At 73.5% G+C, this 19,854-nt stretch carries 20 protein-coding genes; 10 read left to right on the forward strand and 10 right to left on the reverse strand.

The annotated features are described in order from the left end of the window. Positions 1–25: 25 nt before the first annotated feature. From ehuA to K330_RS18210, 4 genes are read right to left on the reverse strand one after another with little or no spacing between them, the layout of a single operon-like run. The gene (ehuA, locus tag K330_RS18205; RefSeq protein ID WP_022919962.1) at positions 26–841 is read right to left on the reverse strand and encodes an ectoine/hydroxyectoine ABC transporter ATP-binding protein EhuA; all 816 of its coding nucleotides are present in this window, start codon (positions 839–841) and stop codon (positions 26–28) included. Next, a complete protein-coding gene (locus K330_RS0100820) occupies positions 831–1,469 on the reverse strand; it encodes an amino acid ABC transporter permease (RefSeq protein ID WP_022919963.1) in 639 nt (212 codons plus the stop codon). The genes ehuA and K330_RS0100820 overlap by 11 nt, the downstream gene beginning before the upstream one ends. 5 nt (positions 1,470–1,474) lie before the next feature. Continuing rightward, a complete protein-coding gene (locus tag K330_RS0100825) occupies positions 1,475–2,230 on the reverse strand; it encodes an amino acid ABC transporter permease (RefSeq protein WP_022919964.1) in 756 nt (251 codons plus the stop codon). Positions 2,231–2,241: 11 nt separating this feature from the next. Then, the gene (locus tag K330_RS18210; RefSeq protein WP_022919965.1) at positions 2,242–3,153 is read right to left on the reverse strand and encodes a transporter substrate-binding domain-containing protein; all 912 of its coding nucleotides are present in this window, start codon (positions 3,151–3,153) and stop codon (positions 2,242–2,244) included. Positions 3,154–3,465: 312 nt separating this feature from the next. On the opposite strand from K330_RS18210, the gene K330_RS18215 reads away from it, so the two are divergent. The 3 genes from K330_RS18215 to K330_RS18220 all read left to right on the forward strand — a co-directional run bounded on the left by K330_RS18215 (position 3,466) and on the right by K330_RS18220 (position 7,220). Beyond that, positions 3,466–4,665, forward strand: a complete 1,200-nt coding sequence (locus K330_RS18215; RefSeq protein WP_022919966.1) for a S1C family serine protease — start codon at positions 3,466–3,468, stop codon at positions 4,663–4,665. Between the two features lie 124 nt (positions 4,666–4,789). Further along, positions 4,790–6,025 carry an NAD-dependent epimerase/dehydratase family protein gene (locus tag K330_RS0100845; RefSeq protein WP_022919967.1) on the forward strand — a complete coding sequence of 412 codons (1,236 nt, stop codon included), beginning with the start codon at positions 4,790–4,792 and terminating at the stop codon, positions 6,023–6,025. A gap of 19 nt (positions 6,026–6,044) precedes the next feature. Continuing rightward, a complete protein-coding gene (locus tag K330_RS18220; protein ID WP_022919968.1) occupies positions 6,045–7,220 on the forward strand; it encodes a glycosyltransferase in 1,176 nt (391 codons plus the stop codon). Between the two features lie 180 nt (positions 7,221–7,400). Here the strand turns inward: K330_RS18220 and K330_RS0100855 are convergent, their stop codons facing one another. After that, positions 7,401–8,384 (reverse strand): DUF1648 domain-containing protein, encoded by a 984-nt coding sequence (locus tag K330_RS0100855; RefSeq protein ID WP_022919969.1) that lies wholly within the window; start codon positions 8,382–8,384, stop codon positions 7,401–7,403. Then, positions 8,384–8,746 carry a GntR family transcriptional regulator gene (locus K330_RS0100860; protein ID WP_022919970.1) on the reverse strand — a complete coding sequence of 121 codons (363 nt, stop codon included), beginning with the start codon at positions 8,744–8,746 and terminating at the stop codon, positions 8,384–8,386. Before K330_RS0100860 ends, K330_RS0100855 begins: the two co-directional genes overlap by 1 nt. Positions 8,747–8,874: 128 nt before the next feature. Between K330_RS0100860 and K330_RS0100865 the strand changes: the two genes are divergently transcribed. The 4 genes from K330_RS0100865 (at position 8,875) to K330_RS22305 (ending at position 13,001) form a co-directional block, all read left to right on the forward strand. Beyond that, positions 8,875–10,938, forward strand: a complete 2,064-nt coding sequence (locus K330_RS0100865) for a HelD family protein (RefSeq protein ID WP_022919971.1) — start codon at positions 8,875–8,877, stop codon at positions 10,936–10,938. A 67-nt stretch (positions 10,939–11,005) separates the two neighbouring features. Next, positions 11,006–11,611, forward strand: a complete 606-nt coding sequence (locus K330_RS24580) for a hypothetical protein (protein WP_022919972.1) — start codon at positions 11,006–11,008, stop codon at positions 11,609–11,611. Between the two features lie 173 nt (positions 11,612–11,784). After that, on the forward strand, positions 11,785–12,399 hold the full coding sequence (locus K330_RS0100875) for a DUF4352 domain-containing protein (protein WP_022919973.1): 615 nt from the start codon (positions 11,785–11,787) through the stop codon (positions 12,397–12,399). Then, entirely contained in the window at positions 12,396–13,001 is a 606-nt protein-coding gene (locus tag K330_RS22305) for an OmpA family protein (protein ID WP_022919974.1), read from the forward strand. Before K330_RS0100875 ends, K330_RS22305 begins: the two co-directional genes overlap by 4 nt. 43 nt (positions 13,002–13,044) lie before the next feature. On the opposite strand, the gene K330_RS22310 is transcribed toward K330_RS22305, so the two are convergent. Then, the gene (locus K330_RS22310; protein ID WP_022919975.1) at positions 13,045–14,415 is read right to left on the reverse strand and encodes an adenylate/guanylate cyclase domain-containing protein; all 1,371 of its coding nucleotides are present in this window, start codon (positions 14,413–14,415) and stop codon (positions 13,045–13,047) included. Between the two features lie 13 nt (positions 14,416–14,428). Then, entirely contained in the window at positions 14,429–16,120 is a 1,692-nt protein-coding gene (locus tag K330_RS0100890; RefSeq protein WP_022919976.1) for an NAD(P)/FAD-dependent oxidoreductase, read from the reverse strand. 90 nt (positions 16,121–16,210) lie between these two features. On the opposite strand from K330_RS0100890, the gene mgrA reads away from it, so the two are divergent. Genes mgrA through K330_RS0100905 form a run of 3 tightly spaced genes read left to right on the forward strand, consistent with a single transcriptional unit; the run spans position 16,211 to position 18,630 of the window. Beyond that, complete coding sequence (gene mgrA / locus K330_RS0100895; RefSeq protein WP_022919977.1) at positions 16,211–17,242, forward strand: L-glyceraldehyde 3-phosphate reductase; 1,032 nt, start codon at positions 16,211–16,213, stop codon at positions 17,240–17,242. Continuing rightward, positions 17,239–17,910, forward strand: coding sequence for an HD domain-containing protein (locus K330_RS18240; RefSeq protein ID WP_156875629.1), 672 nt, complete (start codon positions 17,239–17,241; stop codon positions 17,908–17,910). Before mgrA ends, K330_RS18240 begins: the two co-directional genes overlap by 4 nt. 3 nt (positions 17,911–17,913) lie before the next feature. Then, on the forward strand, positions 17,914–18,630 hold the full coding sequence (locus K330_RS0100905; protein ID WP_029202169.1) for a DNA alkylation repair protein: 717 nt from the start codon (positions 17,914–17,916) through the stop codon (positions 18,628–18,630). A gap of 35 nt (positions 18,631–18,665) precedes the next feature. Here K330_RS0100905 and K330_RS23055 read toward each other — a convergent pair whose 3' ends face one another. Both K330_RS23055 and K330_RS0100915 read right to left on the reverse strand, forming a co-directional pair. Then, complete coding sequence (locus tag K330_RS23055) at positions 18,666–19,439, reverse strand: DUF4031 domain-containing protein (RefSeq protein WP_022919978.1); 774 nt, start codon at positions 19,437–19,439, stop codon at positions 18,666–18,668. Further along, entirely contained in the window at positions 19,436–19,774 is a 339-nt protein-coding gene (locus tag K330_RS0100915) for a YnfA family protein (protein WP_022919979.1), read from the reverse strand. Before K330_RS0100915 ends, K330_RS23055 begins: the two co-directional genes overlap by 4 nt. Between the last annotated feature and the right edge of the window lie 80 nt (positions 19,775–19,854).

Genomic DNA, 19,854 nt, shown 5'->3' on the forward strand with positions numbered 1-19,854 from the left:
GCCCGGGGCCCTCCCGGGGCCCCGCTCAGACGACGGCCTCGAGGAACTTCTGGGTGCGCTCGTGCCGGGGGTTGGAGAAGATCTCCTCCGGAGGCGCCTCCTCGAGCACCCTGCCGCCGTCGAACATCATCACCCGGTCGGAGACGTCCCGGGCGAACTGCATCTCGTGCGTGACGATGAGCATCGTGATGTCGGTGCTGGCCGCCACGTCCTTGAGCACGGCGAGGACGTCCCCGACGAGCTCGGGGTCGAGCGCCGAGGTGACCTCGTCGAGCAGCAGGATCTCGGGGTCCATGGCCAGCGCGCGGGCGATCGCGACGCGCTGCTGCTGCCCGCCGGACAGCTCCATGGGGTGGGCGTCGGCGCGGTGGCGCAGACCTACCTTGTCGAGCAGGTCCAGCGCGTGGTCGCGCGCCTGGTCGGGGGTCTGCCCCAGCACGTGGACGGGCGCCTCGGTGATGTTCTGCACGACCGACATGTTCGGGAAGAGGTTGAACTGCTGGAAGACCATGCCGATGCGCTTGCGCACCTCGGCGACCTGCTTGGCACGCAGCTCCACCCGCTTGCCGTCCCGGCGGTCGTGGGTGAGCGGGTCCCCGTCCACCCAGATGTAGCCGCCGGTGAGCTTCTCCAGCGTCATGAGCAGCCGCAGGATCGTCGTCTTGCCCGAGCCGGAGGGCCCGATGAGAGTCACCCGCTCCCCTCGCTCGACGGTGAAGTTGAGGTCCTCCAGGACGGTGGTGCGCCCGAACTTCTTGCGGACGTCCTCGAAGCGGACGCGCGGCTGGGCACCGGAGGTCCCGGCGTCGGTGGTCGGGTCGTGGCCCGGGTCAGTAGGCAAGTTTCTTCTCCAGCTTCTGCATGAGGACCGCGGTGGGATAGCTGGCCAGCAGGAAGAGCAGGCCGGCCAGGGACATCGCCTCGATGTAGGAGAAGTTCTGCCCGCCGAACTCGCGCGCGCGGGTGACCATCTCCGGGACCGAGATGAAGATCAGGAACGGGGTGTCCTTGAACATCGCGATGGCCCAGTTGCCCAGGGAGGGCAGCGTGTTGCGGACCGCCTGGGGCAGGATCACCGCACGCCAGGTCCGGGACTGCGGCAGCGACAGCGCCTTGGCGGCCTCCCACTGCCCCTTGCGGATGGACTCGATCCCGGCGCGGTAGGACTCCGCCATGTAGGTCGAGTAGTGCACCCCGAACACGAGGATGCCCACCGTCATCGGGCTCAGCCCGGTGAAGGCGTAGTAGATCACCAGCAGGTGGACCGGCAGGGGCGTCATCCGGATGAAGTCCAGGACGAAGGCCAGCGGACGGGCCAGCGGACCGGGCAGCTCGCGCAGGGCGATCGCCCACACCAGACCCAGCACGGCGGCCAGCAGCGAGCTGGCCACGGTGACCACGAGCGTGACCTTGAGGAAGGCCACCACGAGGATCGGCAGCGCCTCCAGGAAGAGCTCGGTCTCGAACATCTACGTCACCTCGTTCCCGTCGACCCGCCAGGGGCAGCCGCCCCGGCCATCACCTGGTCCGCGTCCTGCCGGGCCTTGCGGACCTCGAAGTCGCCCAGCCCCAGCCGACGCTGGGCGCGGGCCTCCAGACGCCGCAGCACGAGGGAGACGCTCCAGGCGATCACGAAGTAGATCAGCAGCGCGGCCAGGAAGGCCGGCCACGTGCCCACCTCCCGGCGGACCTGCTCGGACTCGAAGGTCAGGTCGTTGAGCAGCACCAGGCCCACGACGGCGGTGCCCTTGACGAGCATGACCATCAGGTTGTTGAAGCCGGGGAGCATGAGCGCCCAGGCCTGCGGCCAGATGACCCGGCGCATCTTGGTCTGCCACGGCATCGACAGGGCGGTCGCGGTCTCCCACTGCCCCGCCGGGACGGCGTTGAGGGAGCCCCGGACCACCTCGGCCCCGTATGCGCCGTAGTTCAGCCCCAGGGCCAGGATGGCCGTCCAGGTGCCGCCCAGGCTGTCCATACCGGTCAGCGACGGCAGGACGTAGAAGAGGAAGAACAGCTGCACGACGAGAGAGGTGCCGCGGAAGAACTCCACGACCACCCGGGCGACGACGCGCAGCCACCGTGACCCCTGGTGCATCGACACGCCGAGCACGACGGCGACGAGCACCATCAGCACGGCCCCGCCGAGGAAGGACAGGAGGGTGTCGCGCAGACCCTCCGCCAGCAGCCTCGGCAGGGCCGTGCCGAGGTCCGTGAGGAACTCGACCACGGACCGGGGACTCAGCCGCCGGCCTGGTCGGCGGCCTCGTTCGCGGCCTCCAGGTCGTTGTCGCAGAGCATCTGGGCGGTCAGGCCCTCCGGCGGACGCTCGGCGTCGGTGAACCCGAACTCGCCGACGAGCTCCTCGAAGCGCGCCTGGTCGCCGACGATCTTGGCGAGCTCCTCGTTGTAGGCCTCGAGCAGGTCGGTGTCCTCCGGGCGGAAGACGGTCGAGCCGGCGCTGATCTGCTTGACGCCGTCGACCTCGGCGACGAAGCCGCCGGTCGTCTCCACCCCGGCGTCGGGGTTGTCCTCGGCCATGGTGGACAGGGTGATGTTGGTCAGCGCGAAGGCGTCCGCCCGGCCGCTGCTGACCGCGTCCATGCCGTCCTGCGCGGAGTTGACCGTCATCGTGTTGCCGAGCCCGAGGTCGTCGGCGTACCCCTGCTCGATGGCCCCGGACTGCACCGCCAGGGTCAGGTCGGTGTCCGCGATGCTGGCGAAGTCGCTCAGGCCCTCGGGGTTGCCCTCGGGCACCATGAGCGTGCTGGTGTACATGATCGTGGGCTCGGCGAACGCGGCCCGCTCGCAGCGGTCCGGCAGGATCGACATACCCGCGGAGACGGCGTCGTACTCGCCGGCGTTCAGGCCGGGGATGAGCGCGTCCCACTCGACGAGCTGGCCCTCGACGTTCTCGATGCCCATCGCGTTGAAGATCTCGGTGTCGAGCGCGATCGTGGCGCCGGTGAGCTCGCCGTCCTCCTCGTAGGAGTAAGGGATCTCGCCGGCGAAGGCGACCTTGATGGTGCCCTCCTCCTGGACGCGCTCCAGGGTGGATCCGGCCTCCTCGCCGGAGCCGCCGTCACCGCAGGCGGTGAGCGCCAGGCCGGCGGCGCTGAACGCCGCGAGGAGGGAGATGCGTGACTTGGTCATGATGCGACCACGGTCCTTTCGGTTGGACGAGGCACATGCCTCTCGCACCGCATGCGGAAAGCACGCCGCGGGGAGCACGTCGCCCCGATTGGACTGGTTACACGGGATGTCTCGAACATAACGAGACCCGCGCCGAGGCCTCAATCGATGACCCGCGAATATGCAGGTCAAAATGCCGATCGTTATGGTTTTGTCACTTCGGCGAGACCCGTTCGTGATCGCACGGGCGGAAAATCCCGGTCCGGCAGCGCACCCAGCCGACGTCCAGCGACCTGCCAGGAACGTTCCACGCGGGGGTGCGACAGTGACGCCATGACCACGACGCCGACCGAGCAGCAGCAGCCCCGCCCCGAGTCCCGCCCGCCGTCCCGGCCGGGCAGCCGCTGGGCCGACATCGGGATCGCCAGCCTGCTGTCGGCCATCCTGGCCACCGGTGGGACCTGGGCGGTCGTCACCGGCACCGGGGCGGGCACGACGGACGAGGGCCAGCCGTCGACCCCCGTGAGCGCCTCCCCGGCGGACGACGGCGACACCGCCACCGGCACCCCCGTCTCCTTCGAGCCCGCCGAGGACTGGGCCGGGGTCGCGCAGGCGGTCAGCCCCAGCGTCGTGTCGATCGAGGTGGCCGGCCAGGCCGGCCAGGGAGCCGGCTCCGGCGTCGTCTGGGACGACCAGGGGCACGTCATCACCAACGCCCACGTCGTCGAGGGCGCGCAGGCCGTGCAGGTGGTGCTGGCCGACGGCCGCCGCTACGACGCCACGCTCGCCGGCTCCGACCCCTCCAGCGACCTGGCCGTCCTCTCCCTCGCCAGCCCGCCGGCCGACCTGGCGCCCGTCGCCGTGGGTGACGACACGCAGCTGACCGTGGGTGACCCGGTCATGGCCGTCGGCAACCCGCTCGGGCTCTCCGGCACCGTCACGACCGGCATCGTCAGCGCCCTCGACCGGCCCGTGACCACCCGTGCCGCCGGGGGTGGCACGGCCGCCGCCCAGCGGGTCGTCACCAACGCCATCCAGACCTCGGCGGCGATCAACCCCGGCAACTCCGGCGGCGCCCTGGTCAACGCCGCCGGCGAGCTCGTCGGCATCAACTCCTCCATCGCCTCCATCCCCGCCCCCGGCCAGTCGCAGGCGGGCTCGATCGGGATCGGCTTCGCCATCCCGGCCGGCAAGGTCCGGCTCATCGCCGACCAGCTCATCGAGGACGGCACCGCCGAGCACGCCTTCCTGGGGGTCGGGCTCGGCGACGGCACCGCGCAGTCCGAGGACGCCCTGCGCACCGGCGCGCTGGTGGCCCAGGTCGAGCCCGGCTCACCCGCGGCGGAGGCCGGCCTGCAGGACGGTGACGTCATCGTCAGCATCGACGGGGAGCAGGTCCCCTCGAGCCTGGCTCTGGTCGGGCAGGTCCGCGAGCGCGGCACCGGCGACGAGGCCGAGCTGGAGTTCGTCCGCGACGGGCAGCTGCAGCGCGTCTCGGTGACGCTGGCCACGCGGCCCGACGAGCAGCCCTGAGGTCGCCGCGGCGCAGAGCCGCAGGTGACGGGGCTCGGGAAGGCTCCCGGGCGCGCGCCGATGTAGGTTGGCCGCAGGCGTCGCCGACCGCGGCGTCCTCGGCGCGTGCAAGGAGTTCTGCCAAGTGAAGATCGCTGTCCTGGGTGGCGACGGGTTCTGCGGCTGGCCCGCGGCTCTCCACCTCTCCGACCTCGGTCACGACGTGGTCATCGTCGACAACCTCTCCCGCCGGAGCATCGACGAGGAGCTCGGCGCCACCTCGCTGACGCCCATCAGGAGCATCGAGGAACGCGTCACCGCGTGGCAGGAGGTCTCCGGCCACCGGCTCGGGTTCGCCGAGCTGGACGTCGCGCAGGACTACGACGGTCTGGTCGCGCTGCTGCTGCGGGAGCGCCCGGACGCGGTGGTCCACTTCGCCGAGCAGCGCGCGGCGCCCTACTCGATGAAGTCGCCGGCCCACAAGCGCTACACGGTCGACAACAACACCAACGCCACGCACAACGTCCTGTGCGCGCTCGTCGAGACCGAGCTCGACGCCCACCTGGTGCACCTGGGCACCATGGGCGTCTACGGCTACGGCACGGCCGGGATGAAGATCCCCGAGGGCTACCTCGACGTGGAGGTCACCCCCGAGGGCGGGGCGGACGGTGACCGGGTGAGCGTGCAGATGCTCTACCCGACCAACCCGGGCTCGATCTACCACATGACCAAGTGCCTGGACCAGCAGCTGTTCGCCTACTACGCCAAGAACGACGCCCTGCGGATCACCGACCTGCACCAGGGCATCATCTGGGGCACGCACACCGACCAGACCGAACGCGACGAGCGGCTCATCAACCGCTTCGACTACGACGGCGACTACGGCACGGTGCTCAACCGCTTCCTCATGCAGGCGGCGGTCGGCTACCCGCTGACCGTGCACGGCACCGGCGGCCAGACCCGGGCGTTCATCCACATCCGCGACATGGTCCGCTGCGTGCAGATCGCCCTGGAGCACCCGCCCGCCCGGGGGGACCGCGTCAAGATCTTCAACCAGATGACCCAGACCCACCGGGTCCGTGACCTGGCCGAGCTGGTCGCGCGGATCAGCGGCGCCACGGTGGAGATGGTGCCCAACCCGCGCCACGAGGCGGCGGAGAACGAGCTGCACGTCACCAACGACACCTTCCTCGACCTCGGTCTGCGGCCGACCCTGCTGGAGGAGGGCCTGCTCGTCGAGGTCGAGGAGGTCGCCCGGCGCTACGCCCACCGCGCCGACCTCGAGAAGATCCCGTGCACCTCGGTGTGGACCAAGGAGCAGCAGCCCGGCGTGCCCGCCTCGCGCACGACGCGGGCCGCCCCCGCCGAGCAGAGCGCCTGAGCGGACGGCATACCCGCTCGTGCGCATCGCGCTGTTCACCGAGGTCTTCCTGCCCAAGGTCGACGGGGTCGTCACGCGGATCACCCGCACCCTGGACCAGCTCACCGAGCTGGGGCACGAGGCACTGGTCTTCGCCCCCGGTGAGCCGCCGCAGAGCTACGGCCCGCACCGCGTCGTGAAGGTGCGCTCGGTGTCGTTCCGGCCGTGGTACCCCGAGATCATGGTGGGCCTGCCCACACCGCGGATCGCGCGGGAGATGATCGACTTCCGGCCCGACGTGGTCCATGCGGTCAACCCGGTGTGGCTCGCCGCCTACGGCGTCCTGTCTGCCCGGCGCCGCAACCTGCCGCTGCTGGCCTCCTTCCACACCGACGTGCCGTCGTACACGACGCGCCTGGGCAACGGGCTCTCGCTCCTGCGCGCACCCTCGCAGGGCTGGATCACGGGGATGCACAACCTCGCCGAGGTCAACCTGTGCACGTCCCAGCAGATGGTCGACCGTGCGCGCGAGGTCGGCATCCGCGAGGTGGACCTGTGGCCCAAGGCGGTCGACACCGTCGCCTACCACCCGGGCGCCGCGACGGAGGCCATGCGGCACCGCCTCACCGACGGGCACCCGCAGGCGCCGCTGGTCCTCTACGTCGGGCGGCTCTCCCGGGAGAAGGACCTGGACCAGCTGCTCGAGCCGCTGCGCCGCCTCGGCGGGTATGGCGTGCGCCTCGCCCTCGTCGGCTCGGGGCCCGGCCGGGAGGAGCTGCAGCAGATGTTTGCCGGGACGCCGACCGTGTTCACCGGCTACCTCGGTGGTTCGGACCTGGCCGCGGCGTACGCGTCGGCGGACGTCTTTGCCTTTCCCTCGACGACGGAGACGCTGGGGCTGGTCGCCCTGGAGTCGATGGCCAGCGGCGTGCCGGTCGTGGGCGCCGACGCCGGCGGGATCCCGTTCGTCATCGACGACGGGCGGACCGGGTTCCTGGTGCCGCCCGGCGACACCGACGCGCTGACCGACCGGCTCGAGCGGCTGGTCGCCGACCCGTCGCTGCGCGAGCGGATGGGCGCTGCCGCCCGTGAGGACGCCGAGCAGCACTCGTGGCGCGCGGCCACCGAGGCGCTGGTCGGCTTCTACGAGCTGGCGCTGCAGCGGCACGTCGGGCGCCGACCGGTGCCGCTGCCCCTGCGCGCGCTCCGCCCCTGAGGTCGGAAGGCCTCGCGCCGGCGGCGGCTCCCGGACGCCAGCGCCCCACGGCAGTTAGCGGCTGCTGCGGGCAGCAGCGGCTACGGGCAGGCAGCGCCTCCCGGTGCGGGCAAGGTTGTGCCGGACATGCACCGCTCCCGGGGCTGCCTGTCCGGCACAACCTTGTCTCCGCGGACCGACTCAGCGACCGGCGCGCAGGCGCAGGCCCTCCAGGACGCCGGCCGCCGCGACCGGCTCGTCGAGGGTGATGACGAACCGCCGGTCCCCCCGCTGCACCTGCAGCGCCGGGCCTGACCGGGTGACGACCGCCGTCGCGCCGGGCACGGACCGGACGCCGTAGCCGCCGAAGTCTCCCGGCCGCACCTCGACGATGCTCACCCCGGTGACGTCCTCCAGCGGCACGCGGCCGCGCGGCACCCCGAGCGCGGAGCGCCAGGTCAGCCCGGAGCGGTCGACGGTCACCCGGAAGATCGTCGTGGCCGGGAAGAGCAGCAGCATCAGGAGCACGACGAGCCAGAGCCACCAGATGCCGGACACCAGCGTGGCGGCCACCACCGCGATCACGCTGCCGAGCAGCGCCCAGATCATCACCTGCGAGCTGCGCACGTCGCCGAACCAGGACACCCGGTCGGTCGGCGTGATCTCGATCGGCTCGACGGCGACGGGGTCGGGCTGCGGCAGGGCCGGCGGGAGAACGGCGGCGGTCAGCAGCCCCACGCCCAGGGCGGCGGCGAGCGGCCAGAGGACCGCCCAGGCAGCCAGCTGCAGGTCGGTCGTGTCGGTCAGGCCGCGCTGCGACCACAGCAGGTGCCCGAAGAGCGCCACCAGGCCGGCGGCGAGGCCGGTGACCAGCGCCGAGGTGAGCCGCGCCGACGCGCCGCGCCACCACTGCCCGGCGGCGAAGACCACCAGGAGCAGCACGGGCAGGCCGACCGCGAACACGCCGAAGCTCACCAGCGCGACGGAGCGGCCGAGCCAGCCGTCCGACGTGCCGTCGAGGCCGAAGTGGACCGCGATGCGGCCGGGCAGCTCGCCGGCGACGAGCGCGACGACGGCGAGGTAGGCCGCCGCGCACACGGCCAGCACCGCCGAGGTGGCGCTCACGTGGGCGCGCCGCACCCGCTGCTCCTGCGGGGTGAGAGAGGTGGTCGGGGAGGTGGTCATCAGGGGTCTCCTTCGCCGTCGAGGGCGTCCAGGGCGTGGTGCAGGTCGCTCAGGGGTATGTCGTGCCGTCGGGCCAGGGCGACCAGGTCGCGGACCGCGGTGCTCACCTCGTCGGGCGGGGCGGGGACGTCGACCACGACGGCTCCCCGACCGCGCCGCAGCTCGATGACGCCCTCGTCGCGCAGGTCCCCGTAGGCGCGCAGCACCGTGTGCATGTTGACGTCCAGGGAGCGGGCCAGCTCGCGGGCGGCCGGCAGCCGGTCGCCCCCGCTCAGCTCCCCCACGGCGAGGGCACGGCGGACCTCGCGCGCGATCTGGGTGTAGATCGGCTCGGTGGCGCGGGTGTCGATGCGGATGAGCACGCCCCGATCGTATAGTTCTAGTTTCTTTATAACAAGTGCAGCGGGTCATGAGTGGTCGAACCCCTGGCCCGAGCGTCTCGCCAGGGTGTAACCTCGCTCCTCCCCCACTCCCGGAGCCGAGGTCTGTCGTGCCCGCCAGCCCACCCCATACCTCTCCACACACCTCTCCACCGCCCATCACCCCCGACGCCGAGCTCGCCCTGGAGCAGGCGCACCTCGAGCGCGCCCGCGCCGAGCTGGCCCGCATGCGCGAGCACACCCTCTCGCTGCAGGCCGACGGCGGCGACGCGATCGCCGGGGAGTCGCTCGCGCGCACCCTGTGGCTGCGCGCTCGGGCCCTGCAGGACGACCCGCGCACGACGCTCTTCTTCGGCCGCATCGACACGGACACCCCCGAGCGTCTCTACATCGGCCGGCGGCACGTCAGCGACGAGGACGGCGACCCCGTCGTCGTCGACTGGCGGGCGGGGGTGTCGACCGCGTTCTACCGGGCGAGCCCGACCGAGCCGATGGGCGTGGAGCGGCGGCGGCGCTTCGGGGTCGAGGAGGGGCGGCTGACGGCCTTCGAGGACGAGCTGCTGACCGCGGGCGGCCCGCCCGGGGCGCAGGGCCACGGGGAGGGCCAGAGCCAGATTCTTGCCCGCGAGATCGAGCGCCCCCGGATCGGCCCGATGCGCGACATCGTCGCCACCATCCAGCCCGAGCAGGACGAGATCGTCCGCGCCGACGTCGCCACGACCATCTGCGTCCAGGGCGCGCCCGGCACCGGCAAGACCGCGGTCGGGCTGCACCGCGCCGCCTGGCTGCTCTACGCCTTCGGCGAGCGCCTGGCCCGGGGCGGTGTGCTGGTCGTCGGGCCCAACCGGGCCTTCCTCGAGCACGTCGGCGCGGTCCTGCCCTCGCTGGGCGAGGTCACCGTGCGCCACACCACCGTCGAGGAGCTCGTCGGGCACGCGGTGGTCCGGGCCGTCGACGCCCCGGACGTGGCCCGGCTCAAGGGCGAGGCGCGGATGGCCGACGTGCTGCGCGAGGCCGTCTGGGGGCACGTGCGGCCCGCGACCGAGGCGCTGGTGGTGCCCCGCGGGTCGCGCCGGTGGCGGGTGCCCGCCTACGAGGTGCAGGACATCCTGGACGAGCTGCGCGTCCGCGGGGTCCGCTACGCCGCCGCCCGCGCGATGCTGCCCCAGCGCCTCGCCCACGCGGTGCTCGTGGCGATGGAGCGCTCGGGCGACTCCCCCGACGACCGGGTGCAGGACGCGGTCGCGCGGTCGGCCGCGGTCAAGGCCTACGTCAGGTCCGTCTGGCCCGAGGTCACGCCGCAGGCCGTGGTCGCCGAGCTGCTCTCGGCCGGCGAGGGGCTGGAGGACGACCAGCGGGCGATGGTCTGGGACCGGCCGCGCGCGCCCCGCAGCGCGCGGTGGAGCGTCGCCGACCTGGCCCTGCTCGACGAGGTGGCCGACCTGCTCGAGCGCACCCCCAGCCTGGGCCACGTGGTCCTCGACGAGGCCCAGGACCTCTCGCCCATGCAGCTGCGTGCCGTCGGTCGTCGTGCCTCCACGGGCTCGCTGACCGTCCTGGGCGACATCGCCCAGGGCACCACCCCGTGGGCCACCGGCTCCTGGGCGGAGTCGCTGCAGCACCTGGGCAAGGCCCTGGACGGCGATGACGTCCACCTGGAGGTGCTCGACCGCGGCTTCCGCGTCCCCGCGTCGGTCATCGAGTATGCGGCTCGCCTGCTCCCGCACATGGCGCCCGGGCTCGGGGCACCCCGGTCGGTGCGCTCCCACCCGGGCCGGCTGGACGTGCTGGCGGTCGGCGACCCCGTGGCCGGCACCGTCGAGGCGGTCCGGGCGGCAGCGGCGCACGAGGGCTCCCTCGGGGTCATCGTCCCCGACGCCTGGGTCGACCGGGTCGGCTCGGCCCTGACGGCGGCCGCCGTGGAGCACGAGGTGCTCGACGGCTCGCACGCCGAGGAGCGCATCCTGCCCGTGCACCTCGTCCCCGCCACCGTGGCCAAGGGCCTGGAGTTCGACCAGGTCGTCGTCACCGAGCCGGCGCAGATCGCCGAGGCCGAGCCGGACCGGCGCAGCGGGCTGCGCCGCCTCTACGTGGTGCTGACCCGTGCGGTGAGCGGGCTGACGGTGGTGCACGCCCGACCGCTGCCCGGTCCCCTCGCAGGTGAGGCCGGGTAGCCGTGCGGGAGCGCACGGCATACCGTGGTGGCACGGACCGCCTGACCCCCCACGAACAGGAGAGACCATGCACCCCACGCACGTCCCGCTGCGCGTCGCGACCGGCGCCTTCATCCTCAACTCGGGCCTGAACAAGCTCAAGGCCGACGAGGAGGGCCAGGAGCAGATGCACGGCTGGGCCTCGAGCGTCTACCCGATGTTCAAGGACATGAGCGCCAAGGACTTCACCAAGCTGCTCGGCTACGGCGAGATCGGCGTGGGGGCGCTGCTGCTGCTGCCGACAGTCCCCTCCGCGGTCGCGGGCACCGCGCTCGCCGCGTTCGGGGCCGGCCTGACGGGCATGTACCTGAAGACGCCGGGCATGACCGAGGACGACGGCGTGCGCCCGACCGCCGACGGCACCGGCCTGGCCAAGGACGTCTGGCTCGTGGGCGCCGGCCTGACCCTGGCGACCCAGTCCTTCCTCTCCGGCACCAAGCACGCGGCCAAGGCCGTGGCCGGCGGTGTGACCGGTGCGGCGACCTCGGTCGCCACGGGCGTCACCGGCGCGGTCGGCTCGGCGGGGCACTCCGCCGGCGGTGGCGTGCGCGGCCTGCTCGACGGGGCCCACAACGCCCGCGAGGAGCTCGCCGACGCCCTCGCCGATCTGGCGGAGTCCATGACCAAGCGCTGACGCAGTCTCGGCCGCCGGTGGCGGTGCAGCCGCTCCCGGTGGGTTGTGTAACGTGAGTGCCCGCAAGAGGGGGATCCGAGGCGCGCGCTTGCGCTCCCGCACGCCCCCGCCCGGACCTGACGCCCCCGGTCCTGACGGGGTTGGGACGTCCTGACGCGCGAGGAGATTCACACATGCACGCACGACCCGGCAGGCTCGCCGGCCTGACCCTGGCCGCAGCCCTGGCCCTCTCGGCCTGCAGCGGGGGCGGGGACCCCATCGAGGAGCAGGCGTCGGACCAGCCGTCCGCTGCCTCCGGCGCTGCACCCCAGACCTCGACCCCGGCGCCGGCCGATGCGGCCGGCCAGGCCGCGGCGACCACCGACCCGAACGCGGTCGAGCCTGCCCAGGCGCAGACCGTCGAGCTGGGTGAGTCGATGTCGGTCAGCACCGAAGAATCCGCCTTCACGATCACCGTGCACCGGGTCCTGGTCCACGACTACTACGTCGAGGCCGAGATCACCCTGGTCAACGACGCCGACGACGAGCTCGACACCTGGTACGGGTCCGCCACCACCAGCTCGCCGCGTCTCTACGACGACCGCGGTCGGACCTACGCCTTCCAGGTGCAGGCCGGCGGCGACGGACAGACCCTGAGGCTGCAGCCGGGGGAGGGCGTGGACGCCGTCCTCGTCTTCGCCGGCCGGGTGGACGCCGAGGCCACCAAACTGACGCTGGACTTCAGCGAGATCTTCGGCGACGGCTGGTCGCAGGTGATGTTCGACGCGCCACTGGCGGGTCGCCGATGAGCCGCTTCCCGCGGGCTCTCCCGCTCGCGCTGGGGCTGAGCGTGGTCGGCTCCGTCGTGGCCGTTGCCTCCGAGGAGGCACCCGTGCCGGAGGGCTACGAGGCGCCTCGGACGACCGTCACCGTCTCCACCGTCTGGGAGGCGCCGCGGTCCACCGTGTCGCTGTTCTACACCGACCCGCCCGAGGCCGGGACGGAGGCCCTGGAGGAGGCGCTCGGTGTGACCACCGAGGCCGACGACCAGGTCATGCAGATCTCGGACCGGTTCCTGTTCGACTTCGACTCCGCCGAGCTCCGGCCCACGGCGGCCAGCAGCCTCGACACGGTGCTGGCCCTGCTGGAGCAGTCGGACGCGCCGGTCGAGGTGATCGGCCACACCGACGGCCTCGGCACGGACGAGGTCAACCAGCCGCTGTCGGAGGAGCGCGCCGAGGCGGTGGCCGACTACCTCGTCGAGCACGGGATCGACGAGGGCCGCCTCACCTCCTCCGGCAAGGGGTCGAGCGAACCGGTCGCCGAGAACACCCACCCGGACGGTCGTGACAACCCCGAGGGTCGGCAGCAGAACCGGCGCGTCGAGATCCGCTTCTCTGACGACGGCTGACCGCGGGCCTACAGGCAGCGGGTCCGCTGCCGGCCGCCGCAGGTCAGTCAGGCTCCTCCCGGTCGAGGCCCAGCACCAGGTGGGTCTCGACCGGCTCGGTCTTGCCCTTGAGCTCCAGCCGCCCCAGCGGCCGGGTCCGGGCCGTCGGAGGCAGGGCCGCGAGCGTGGCGGGGCCGACTGCGACACCGCCTGTCGGTGCCTGCGCCTCGATCCGGGCCGCGGTGTTGACCGTGTCGCCGATGACGGTGTGCGTGCGCCCGCCGTGCGTGCCCAGCACGCTGACGGTCGCCGGGCCGGTGTTCACGCCGACGCGGAAGCGCGGCCAGCCCGGGTGCCGTCCCGCCACGACGCTCGTCTCGCGCTGCAGCGCCAGCCCGGCGCGCACCGCCCGGACCGCGTGGTCGGGCTGGTCGCCGCGGGTGTTGAAGGTGACCATGACGGCGTCGCCGACGATCCGGTCGACGTCGCCGCCGTGGCGCAGCGCGGCCGGGACGGCGACCGACAGGTAGTCGTTGAGCATCGCGGTCACCTCCTCCGGCTCCTGGCTCTCGGAGAAGGCGGTGAAGCCCTGCAGGTCGGCGAACAGCACGCTGGCCTCGCGCCGCCCTGCGGAGGTGTCGTCGAGGTAGAGCGCGGCGAAGCGCTCCTCGTGCCACGACCGCCGGGCGCCGACGGCCACGAGCGCGAAGGCGGCGAGCAGCAGCACGTGCCACTCCCACCAGGACAGCTGCCAGTTGCGGGCCAGCGCCATCGCCACCAGGGACTGGGCCAGGAGCAGGTATGCGGCCGCGACCGCCAGCAGCACACCCTCGCGTCGGGTGCGCCACCGGCGTGCGTAGTGCCATGCGGCCAGGACGTAGAGGACGATGCCCGGGACGGCGACCAGCAGCGGCAGCCGCTCGGCCCCGGCCGGCGGTCCGCCCAGGGGCGGCAGGCCGGCCAGCGACACCACGGCCCAGGCGAGCATGAGCGCCAGCAGACCCCACCGCAGCCAGCGGGCGAGGGCGACCTCGGCGACAGCGCCGTCCCCGGCGACGTCCCTGGTCGAGCGCAGGGCGAAGAGCGAGCCGAGCGCCACCCCGATCGGCGTGGCGACGGCGAAGCCGATGTTGGACCCCTCCAGCAGCACACCGGGGGTCGCCAGGGCGTGCAGCCCGAGGAACCCGGCGGAGGAGAGGAAGGCCAGCGACACGTGCGCCAGCCGGGCGTCGCCGCGCCGTGCCGCCGCGTCGCCGGTGGCGTAGGCCAGCACCGCCGACAACGCCGCTGACCCCAGCACCAGCCAGAAGTGGGCCGGGTGGTGCTCCCACCGCAGGTCGAGCGCCGGCCGGGCGACCAGCAGGGCCAGTCCCGCCAGCGGGAGCACGAGCGCAGCCGCGACGGCGACCAGGGTGCCTGACCTGCGCGGCTCCATACCCGTCCCGCTCTCACCCGTGCGGGGTGCTCAGGTGCACGTGCACCTCGGAGACCACGACCGACCCCTCCCCCACGGCGGAGGCGACGCGCTTGACCGAGCCGGCGCGGACGTCACCGACCGCGAACAGGCCCGGCACCGACGTCTCGTGCGGGTGCAGGTTGAGGTCGGACAGGTCGTGAGCCGCCTCGGTCCCGGTGAGCACGAAGCCGCGCTCGTCGCGGCGGACCTCGGCGGGCAGCCAGTCGGTGTGCGGCTCGGCGCCGATCATGACGAAGAAGCCGTCGACCTCGATGTCGCGGGTGGCCCCGGTGCCGCGGTCGGTCAGGGTCAGGCCCTCCAGGCGCCCGTCGCCGGTGGCGGCCGTGACGTCGCTGGCCAGGTGCACGGAGATGACCGGCTCACCGGCGATGGCCTCGATGAGGTAGGCCGACATGGTCTCCTCCAGCCGCGCCCCGCGCACGACCAGGTGCACCGCGGTGCAGTAGCGCGCCAGCTGCAGCACCGCCTGGCCGGCGGAGTTGCCGCCGCCGGCGACCGCGGCCGCCAGGCCCGCGAGCGCGTGCGCCGCCGAGACGCTGGCGCCGTAGTAGACCCCCTTGCCGGTGAAGGCCTCCACGCTGGGCACCCCGAGCCGCCGGTAGGCCACCCCGCAGGCCAGGATCACGGCGCGCGCGGTGACCGCGCCCTGCCCGGAGACCGTCGCCCGGAAGGCATCGCCGACCCGCTCCAGGCTCTCCACCTCGCGGGTGAGCACGAAGTGGGCGCCGAAGACCCACGCCTGCTGGTAGCCGCGCTGGGCCAGCTCGGCACCGCTGAGCCCGCGGGAGAAGCCGAGGTAGTTGCGGATCAGCGAGCTGGTGCCCGCCTGGCCCCCGATCGCCTCGCGCTCCACCACCAACGTCGAGAGCCCCTCGGAGGCGCCGTAGACCGCGGCGGCCAGGCCGGAGGGACCGGCCCCGATGACGAGCAGGTCGAAGTCGCGCTTGGGGCCGTCGATCTCGGTGGGGATCCCCCAGGCGCGCAGCACCTCGGTGTCGGAGGGGTCGACGAGCGTGGGTCCGCCGATGGCCGGCATCCACACGACCACCTCTCCCTCGCGCTCGGGTGCGGCGGCCTCGAGCACCCGCTGCCCCTGCGGGGAGGACCGGTCGCGGAAGGCGTAGGGCACGCGGTTGCGCTGGAGCAGGTTGCTGACCTCGAAGGCCCGCCCGGAGTGCGGGTCGGCCACCACGACGACCTCGCGCTTGTTGCGGGGGTCGGCGCGCGACCAGTCCTGGACGATCTCGGCGATCGTGCGGTGGAACAGCTCGTCCCCCTCGGTCCAGGGCCGCAGCACGTAGGAGTGCAGGTCACCGACCGCGGTCCCGCGCAGGATCGTGCGGGCCACGTCCTGGTCGGCCCACGCGCCCCAGTCCACCAGCAGGCCGCGCCGGGCCTCGGGGTGGGCGGTCCGGGCCAGGTTGAGCAGCTCGTCGCGCTCCTCGGCGCCGATCCGGTCGTCGACGAGGATGAGCGCGACCCGCTCGCCGCGCCGGGCCGCCCCCTCCAGCTGGCGGCGCGCGTCGATCACGGAGGCCTCGCCGCGCACGCGGTAGGTCCCGGCGAAGCTGCGCGCGAGCTCGGTCTCCGTCCGCCCCAGCCGCCTGGGGTCGGTCTCGACCGCCAGCAGGAGGGGACGCAGACCCCAGTCGTCCACGGGCATGCCTGCAGCCTAGGGGCGGGGGGCGCGCGAGCGCCATACCCGATCCGGCCGGGTGCCCGCAAGCCGCGCGGGTGGGCCAGACTGGCGGGTATGACGTACACGCCCGACCCCACGCGCTACGACTCGATGCACTACCGGAGGGTGGGCCGCTCCGGCCTGCGGCTGCCCGCGGTGAGCCTGGGCCTGTGGCACAACTTCGGCGACGACGTGAGCTTCGAGAAGCAGGAGGCGGTGCTGCGGCGGGCCTTCGACCTGGGGATCACGCACTTCGACCTGGCCAACAACTACGGCCCGCCCTACGGCTCGGCCGAGGAGAACATGGGCCGGCACCTGCGCCGCAGCTTCGCCGGGCTGCGCGACGAGCTGGTGATCTCCAGCAAGGCCGGCTGGGACATGTGGCCCGGTCCCTACGGGCAGGTCGGGGGCTCGCGCAAGTACCTCGTGGCCAGCCTGGACCAGTCGCTGCGGCGGATGGGGCTGGACTACGTCGACATCTTCTACCACCACCGGCCCGACCCGGAGACGCCGCTGGAGGAGACGATGGGCGCCCTCGACGCGATCGTGCGCTCGGGCAGGGCGCTCTACGTCGGGATCTCCTCCTACTCCGCCGAGGACACCCGCCGGGCCGCGACGATGCTGGCCGACCTCGGCACGCCGCTGCTCATCCACCAGCCGTCCTACTCCATGCTCAACCGCTGGGTGGAGCAGGACCAGCTGCTCGACACCCTCGACGACGTGGGCGCCGGCTGCATCGCCTTCTCGCCGCTGGCGCAGGGGATGCTGACGGACAAGTACCTGCACGGCATCCCCGAGGGCTCGCGCGCCACCCAGGGCAAGAGCCTGTCCACCGACCTCATCAACGACGAGACCGTCGAGCACCTGCGGGCCCTGGACCAGATCGCCTCCGGGCGCGGCCAGACCCTGGCGCAGATGGCCCTGGCGTGGGCGCTGCGGGACGAGCGGATGAGCTCGGTGCTCATCGGCGCCAGCAGCCCCGAGCAGCTGGAGCAGAACGTCTGCGCCCTCGACCGCATCACCTTCACCGCCGAGGAGCTGGCCGTCGTCGACGAGCACGCCCGCGACTCCGGCGTCGACCTGTGGCGGGGCGCGCGGCTCGGATGAGCGAGGCGCTGCTGGACCGGTGGCTCGACGACGTCGAGCTGCTGGCGCCCCGGGCGGGCCGCGACCTGTGGCTGCGCGAGGGGTCGCTGCTGCTGCGCGGCTGGGGCGAGGCGCACCGGCGCTACCACACCGTGGAGCACCTGGGCGAGGTGCTGGCCGCCCTGGACGAGCTCACCGGGGCCGGGGCCCTCGACGCCCGTGAGGCCCTGCTGGCGCGCACGGTGGGGTGGTTCCACGACGTCCACTACGACCCGCGGGCCGCTGCCGGCAGCAACGAGCACCGCAGCGCGACGATGGCCCGCGACCACCTCCACGCCCTCGGTGTCGACGACCGGCTGGTGGACGCCGTCGAGGCGGGGGTGCTCATGACCGCCGCGCACGAGCCCGACCCGGGCGCACCGCATACCCGGGTGCTCGAGGCCGTCCACGACGCGGACCTGTGGATCCTGTCCGCCCCCGCGCACAGGTATGCCGCCTACCGCGCGCAGGTGCGCGAGGAGTACGCCCACGTCCCCGACGACGCCTTCCGCGCCGGGCGCGGGCGGGTGCTGGCCGGGTTCGCACGGCGCGAGCGCCTCTACCGCACGGCGCACGCCCACGAGGCCTGGACCGGGCGGGCCCGGTCCAACCTGGCCGGCGAGCTGGCCGAGCTGGGTCAGCAGGGCTGAGGGGTGGCTGCGGGTCGGCCCGACGCGGCGCTCGTCGCCGCGGTGCGCGAGGCGCTGGCCGCGGCCGGCGACCCGCAGCGCGCAGCGGGTCAGCAGCGCTACATGAGGTCCGCGATGCCCTTCCACGGGGTGACGGCCCCGCGGCTGCGGCAGGTCGTCAGGCCCCTGCTGCGCGCGCACCCGCCCGCCGACCGGGAGACGTGGGAGGCGACGGTGCGTGCGCTGTGGGACGACGCGACCCACCGGGAGGAGAGGTATGCCGCGCTGGCGCTGGCCGAGCACCGCGCCGCCCGGCCCTGGCAGGGCCCCGCCGTCCTCGACCTCTACCGGCACCTGGTGGTGACCGGGGCGTGGTGGGACCTCGTCGACGTCGTCGCCACCCGGCTGGTGGGCGGGGTGCTGCGGGCGCACCGGGAGGTCGTCACCCCGGTGATGGACGGGTGGGCGGTCGCGGACGACCTGTGGCTGCGGCGGACCGCCATCCTGTCCCAGCTGGGGCACAAGGAGGCCACGGACACCGCGCTGCTGGAGCGGTGCGTGCGCGCCAACCTGCCGGGGTCGCCCTTCGGGGACGAGTTCTTCGTGCGCAAGGCGCTCGGGTGGGCGCTGCGCCAGCACGCGCGGACCGACCCGGAGCGGGTGCTGGAGCTCGTGGACGAGCTCGGCGACGGGCTCAGCGGGCTGTCGCGGCGGGAGGCGCTCAGGCACCTGCGGGGGTGAGCCGTCCCGCCGTGGCCCCGGGTGCCCGGCGGCGCTCAGTGGTGCTCCCACCACCAGTGCACGAGCGGCCACCACGGCTCCTCGCCGCACAGCCGTTCGGCGAGCGAGCGGGTCGCCCAGCGGGCCTCCACGACGTCGTCCAGCTGCGGGCGGACGTCCGCGCGGGCCGGCAGCCGCGCCGCCAGCACCGCGAGCAGGTTGACGCCGTCGACCCAGGTGCCGCGGCCGTGCCCCTGGGCCACCGTGATCCGCTCGTAGCCGACGGGCGCCAGCCCGGCCGGGTGCAGGTGCAGGCCGGTCTCCTCCTCGACCTCGCGCACGGCGGCCTCGCGCACGCTCTCGCGCGGCTCGCGCTTGCCCCCGGGGGGCGCCCAGCCCTCGCGGCCGGCGCTGCGCACCAGGACCATCTCGCGGCGGTCGCGGGCGCCGACGAGCACCACGGCCGCGGCGGCGCCGGCCGGCGGCTCGTGCGGGGAGGCCACGACCTCGAGGGTGTGCGGCAGACCGAGCCAGGCGAGCCCGTCCGGGTGCCGGCCGAGGGGACGCTCGCGGCGGCGCTTGCGGAACCGCATACCCGAGTCGGCGAGGCGCCGGATGAGGTCACCCCCGGTGGTGGGCACCGCACCGGCAGCGACGACGGCGTCGCGACGCTCGGCCGGCACGTCGTAGTGGTCGCCCTCGAAGGAGCGCTCCGGGATGCCGGCCCGGCGGGCGAAGGCGTGCAGCTCCTCCAGGGAGACGTCGCTGATGACGTGGCACCACAGCCGGCCGTGGGCCGGCCAGATCGGGGTGTCGACCCAGATGGTCATGTGCCGACGGCGCGGGGGGCGTACATGATGAGGGCCACCCCGGCCAGGCAGACCAGGGCGCCCGCGACGTCCCAGCGGTCGGGCCGGAAGCCGTCGAGCACCATCCCCCACAGCAGGGAGCCGACGATGAAGACGCCGCCGTAGGCGGCCAGCACCCGCCCGAAGTTGGCGTCGGGCTGGAGGGCGGCGACGACGCCGTAGAGGCCGAGGCTGACCACGCCCAGCCCGACGAAGACCCACCCCCGGTGCTCCTTGACGCCCTGCCAGACCAGCCACGCCCCGCCGATCTCGAGCAGGGCGGCGAGGGCGAAGAGCACGATCGAGCGGCCGGTCATGGGCACGACCCTATGCCGTGCCCGACGACCCTGTGGACAGCGCCAGCGCGGCCCCGCGTGCTGTGTCTACGGTCGGGGGC

Origin of the sequence: Ornithinimicrobium pekingense DSM 21552, assembly GCF_000421185.1 — a bacterium.
Taxonomy (GTDB): domain Bacteria; phylum Actinomycetota; class Actinomycetes; order Actinomycetales; family Dermatophilaceae; genus Ornithinicoccus; species Ornithinicoccus pekingensis.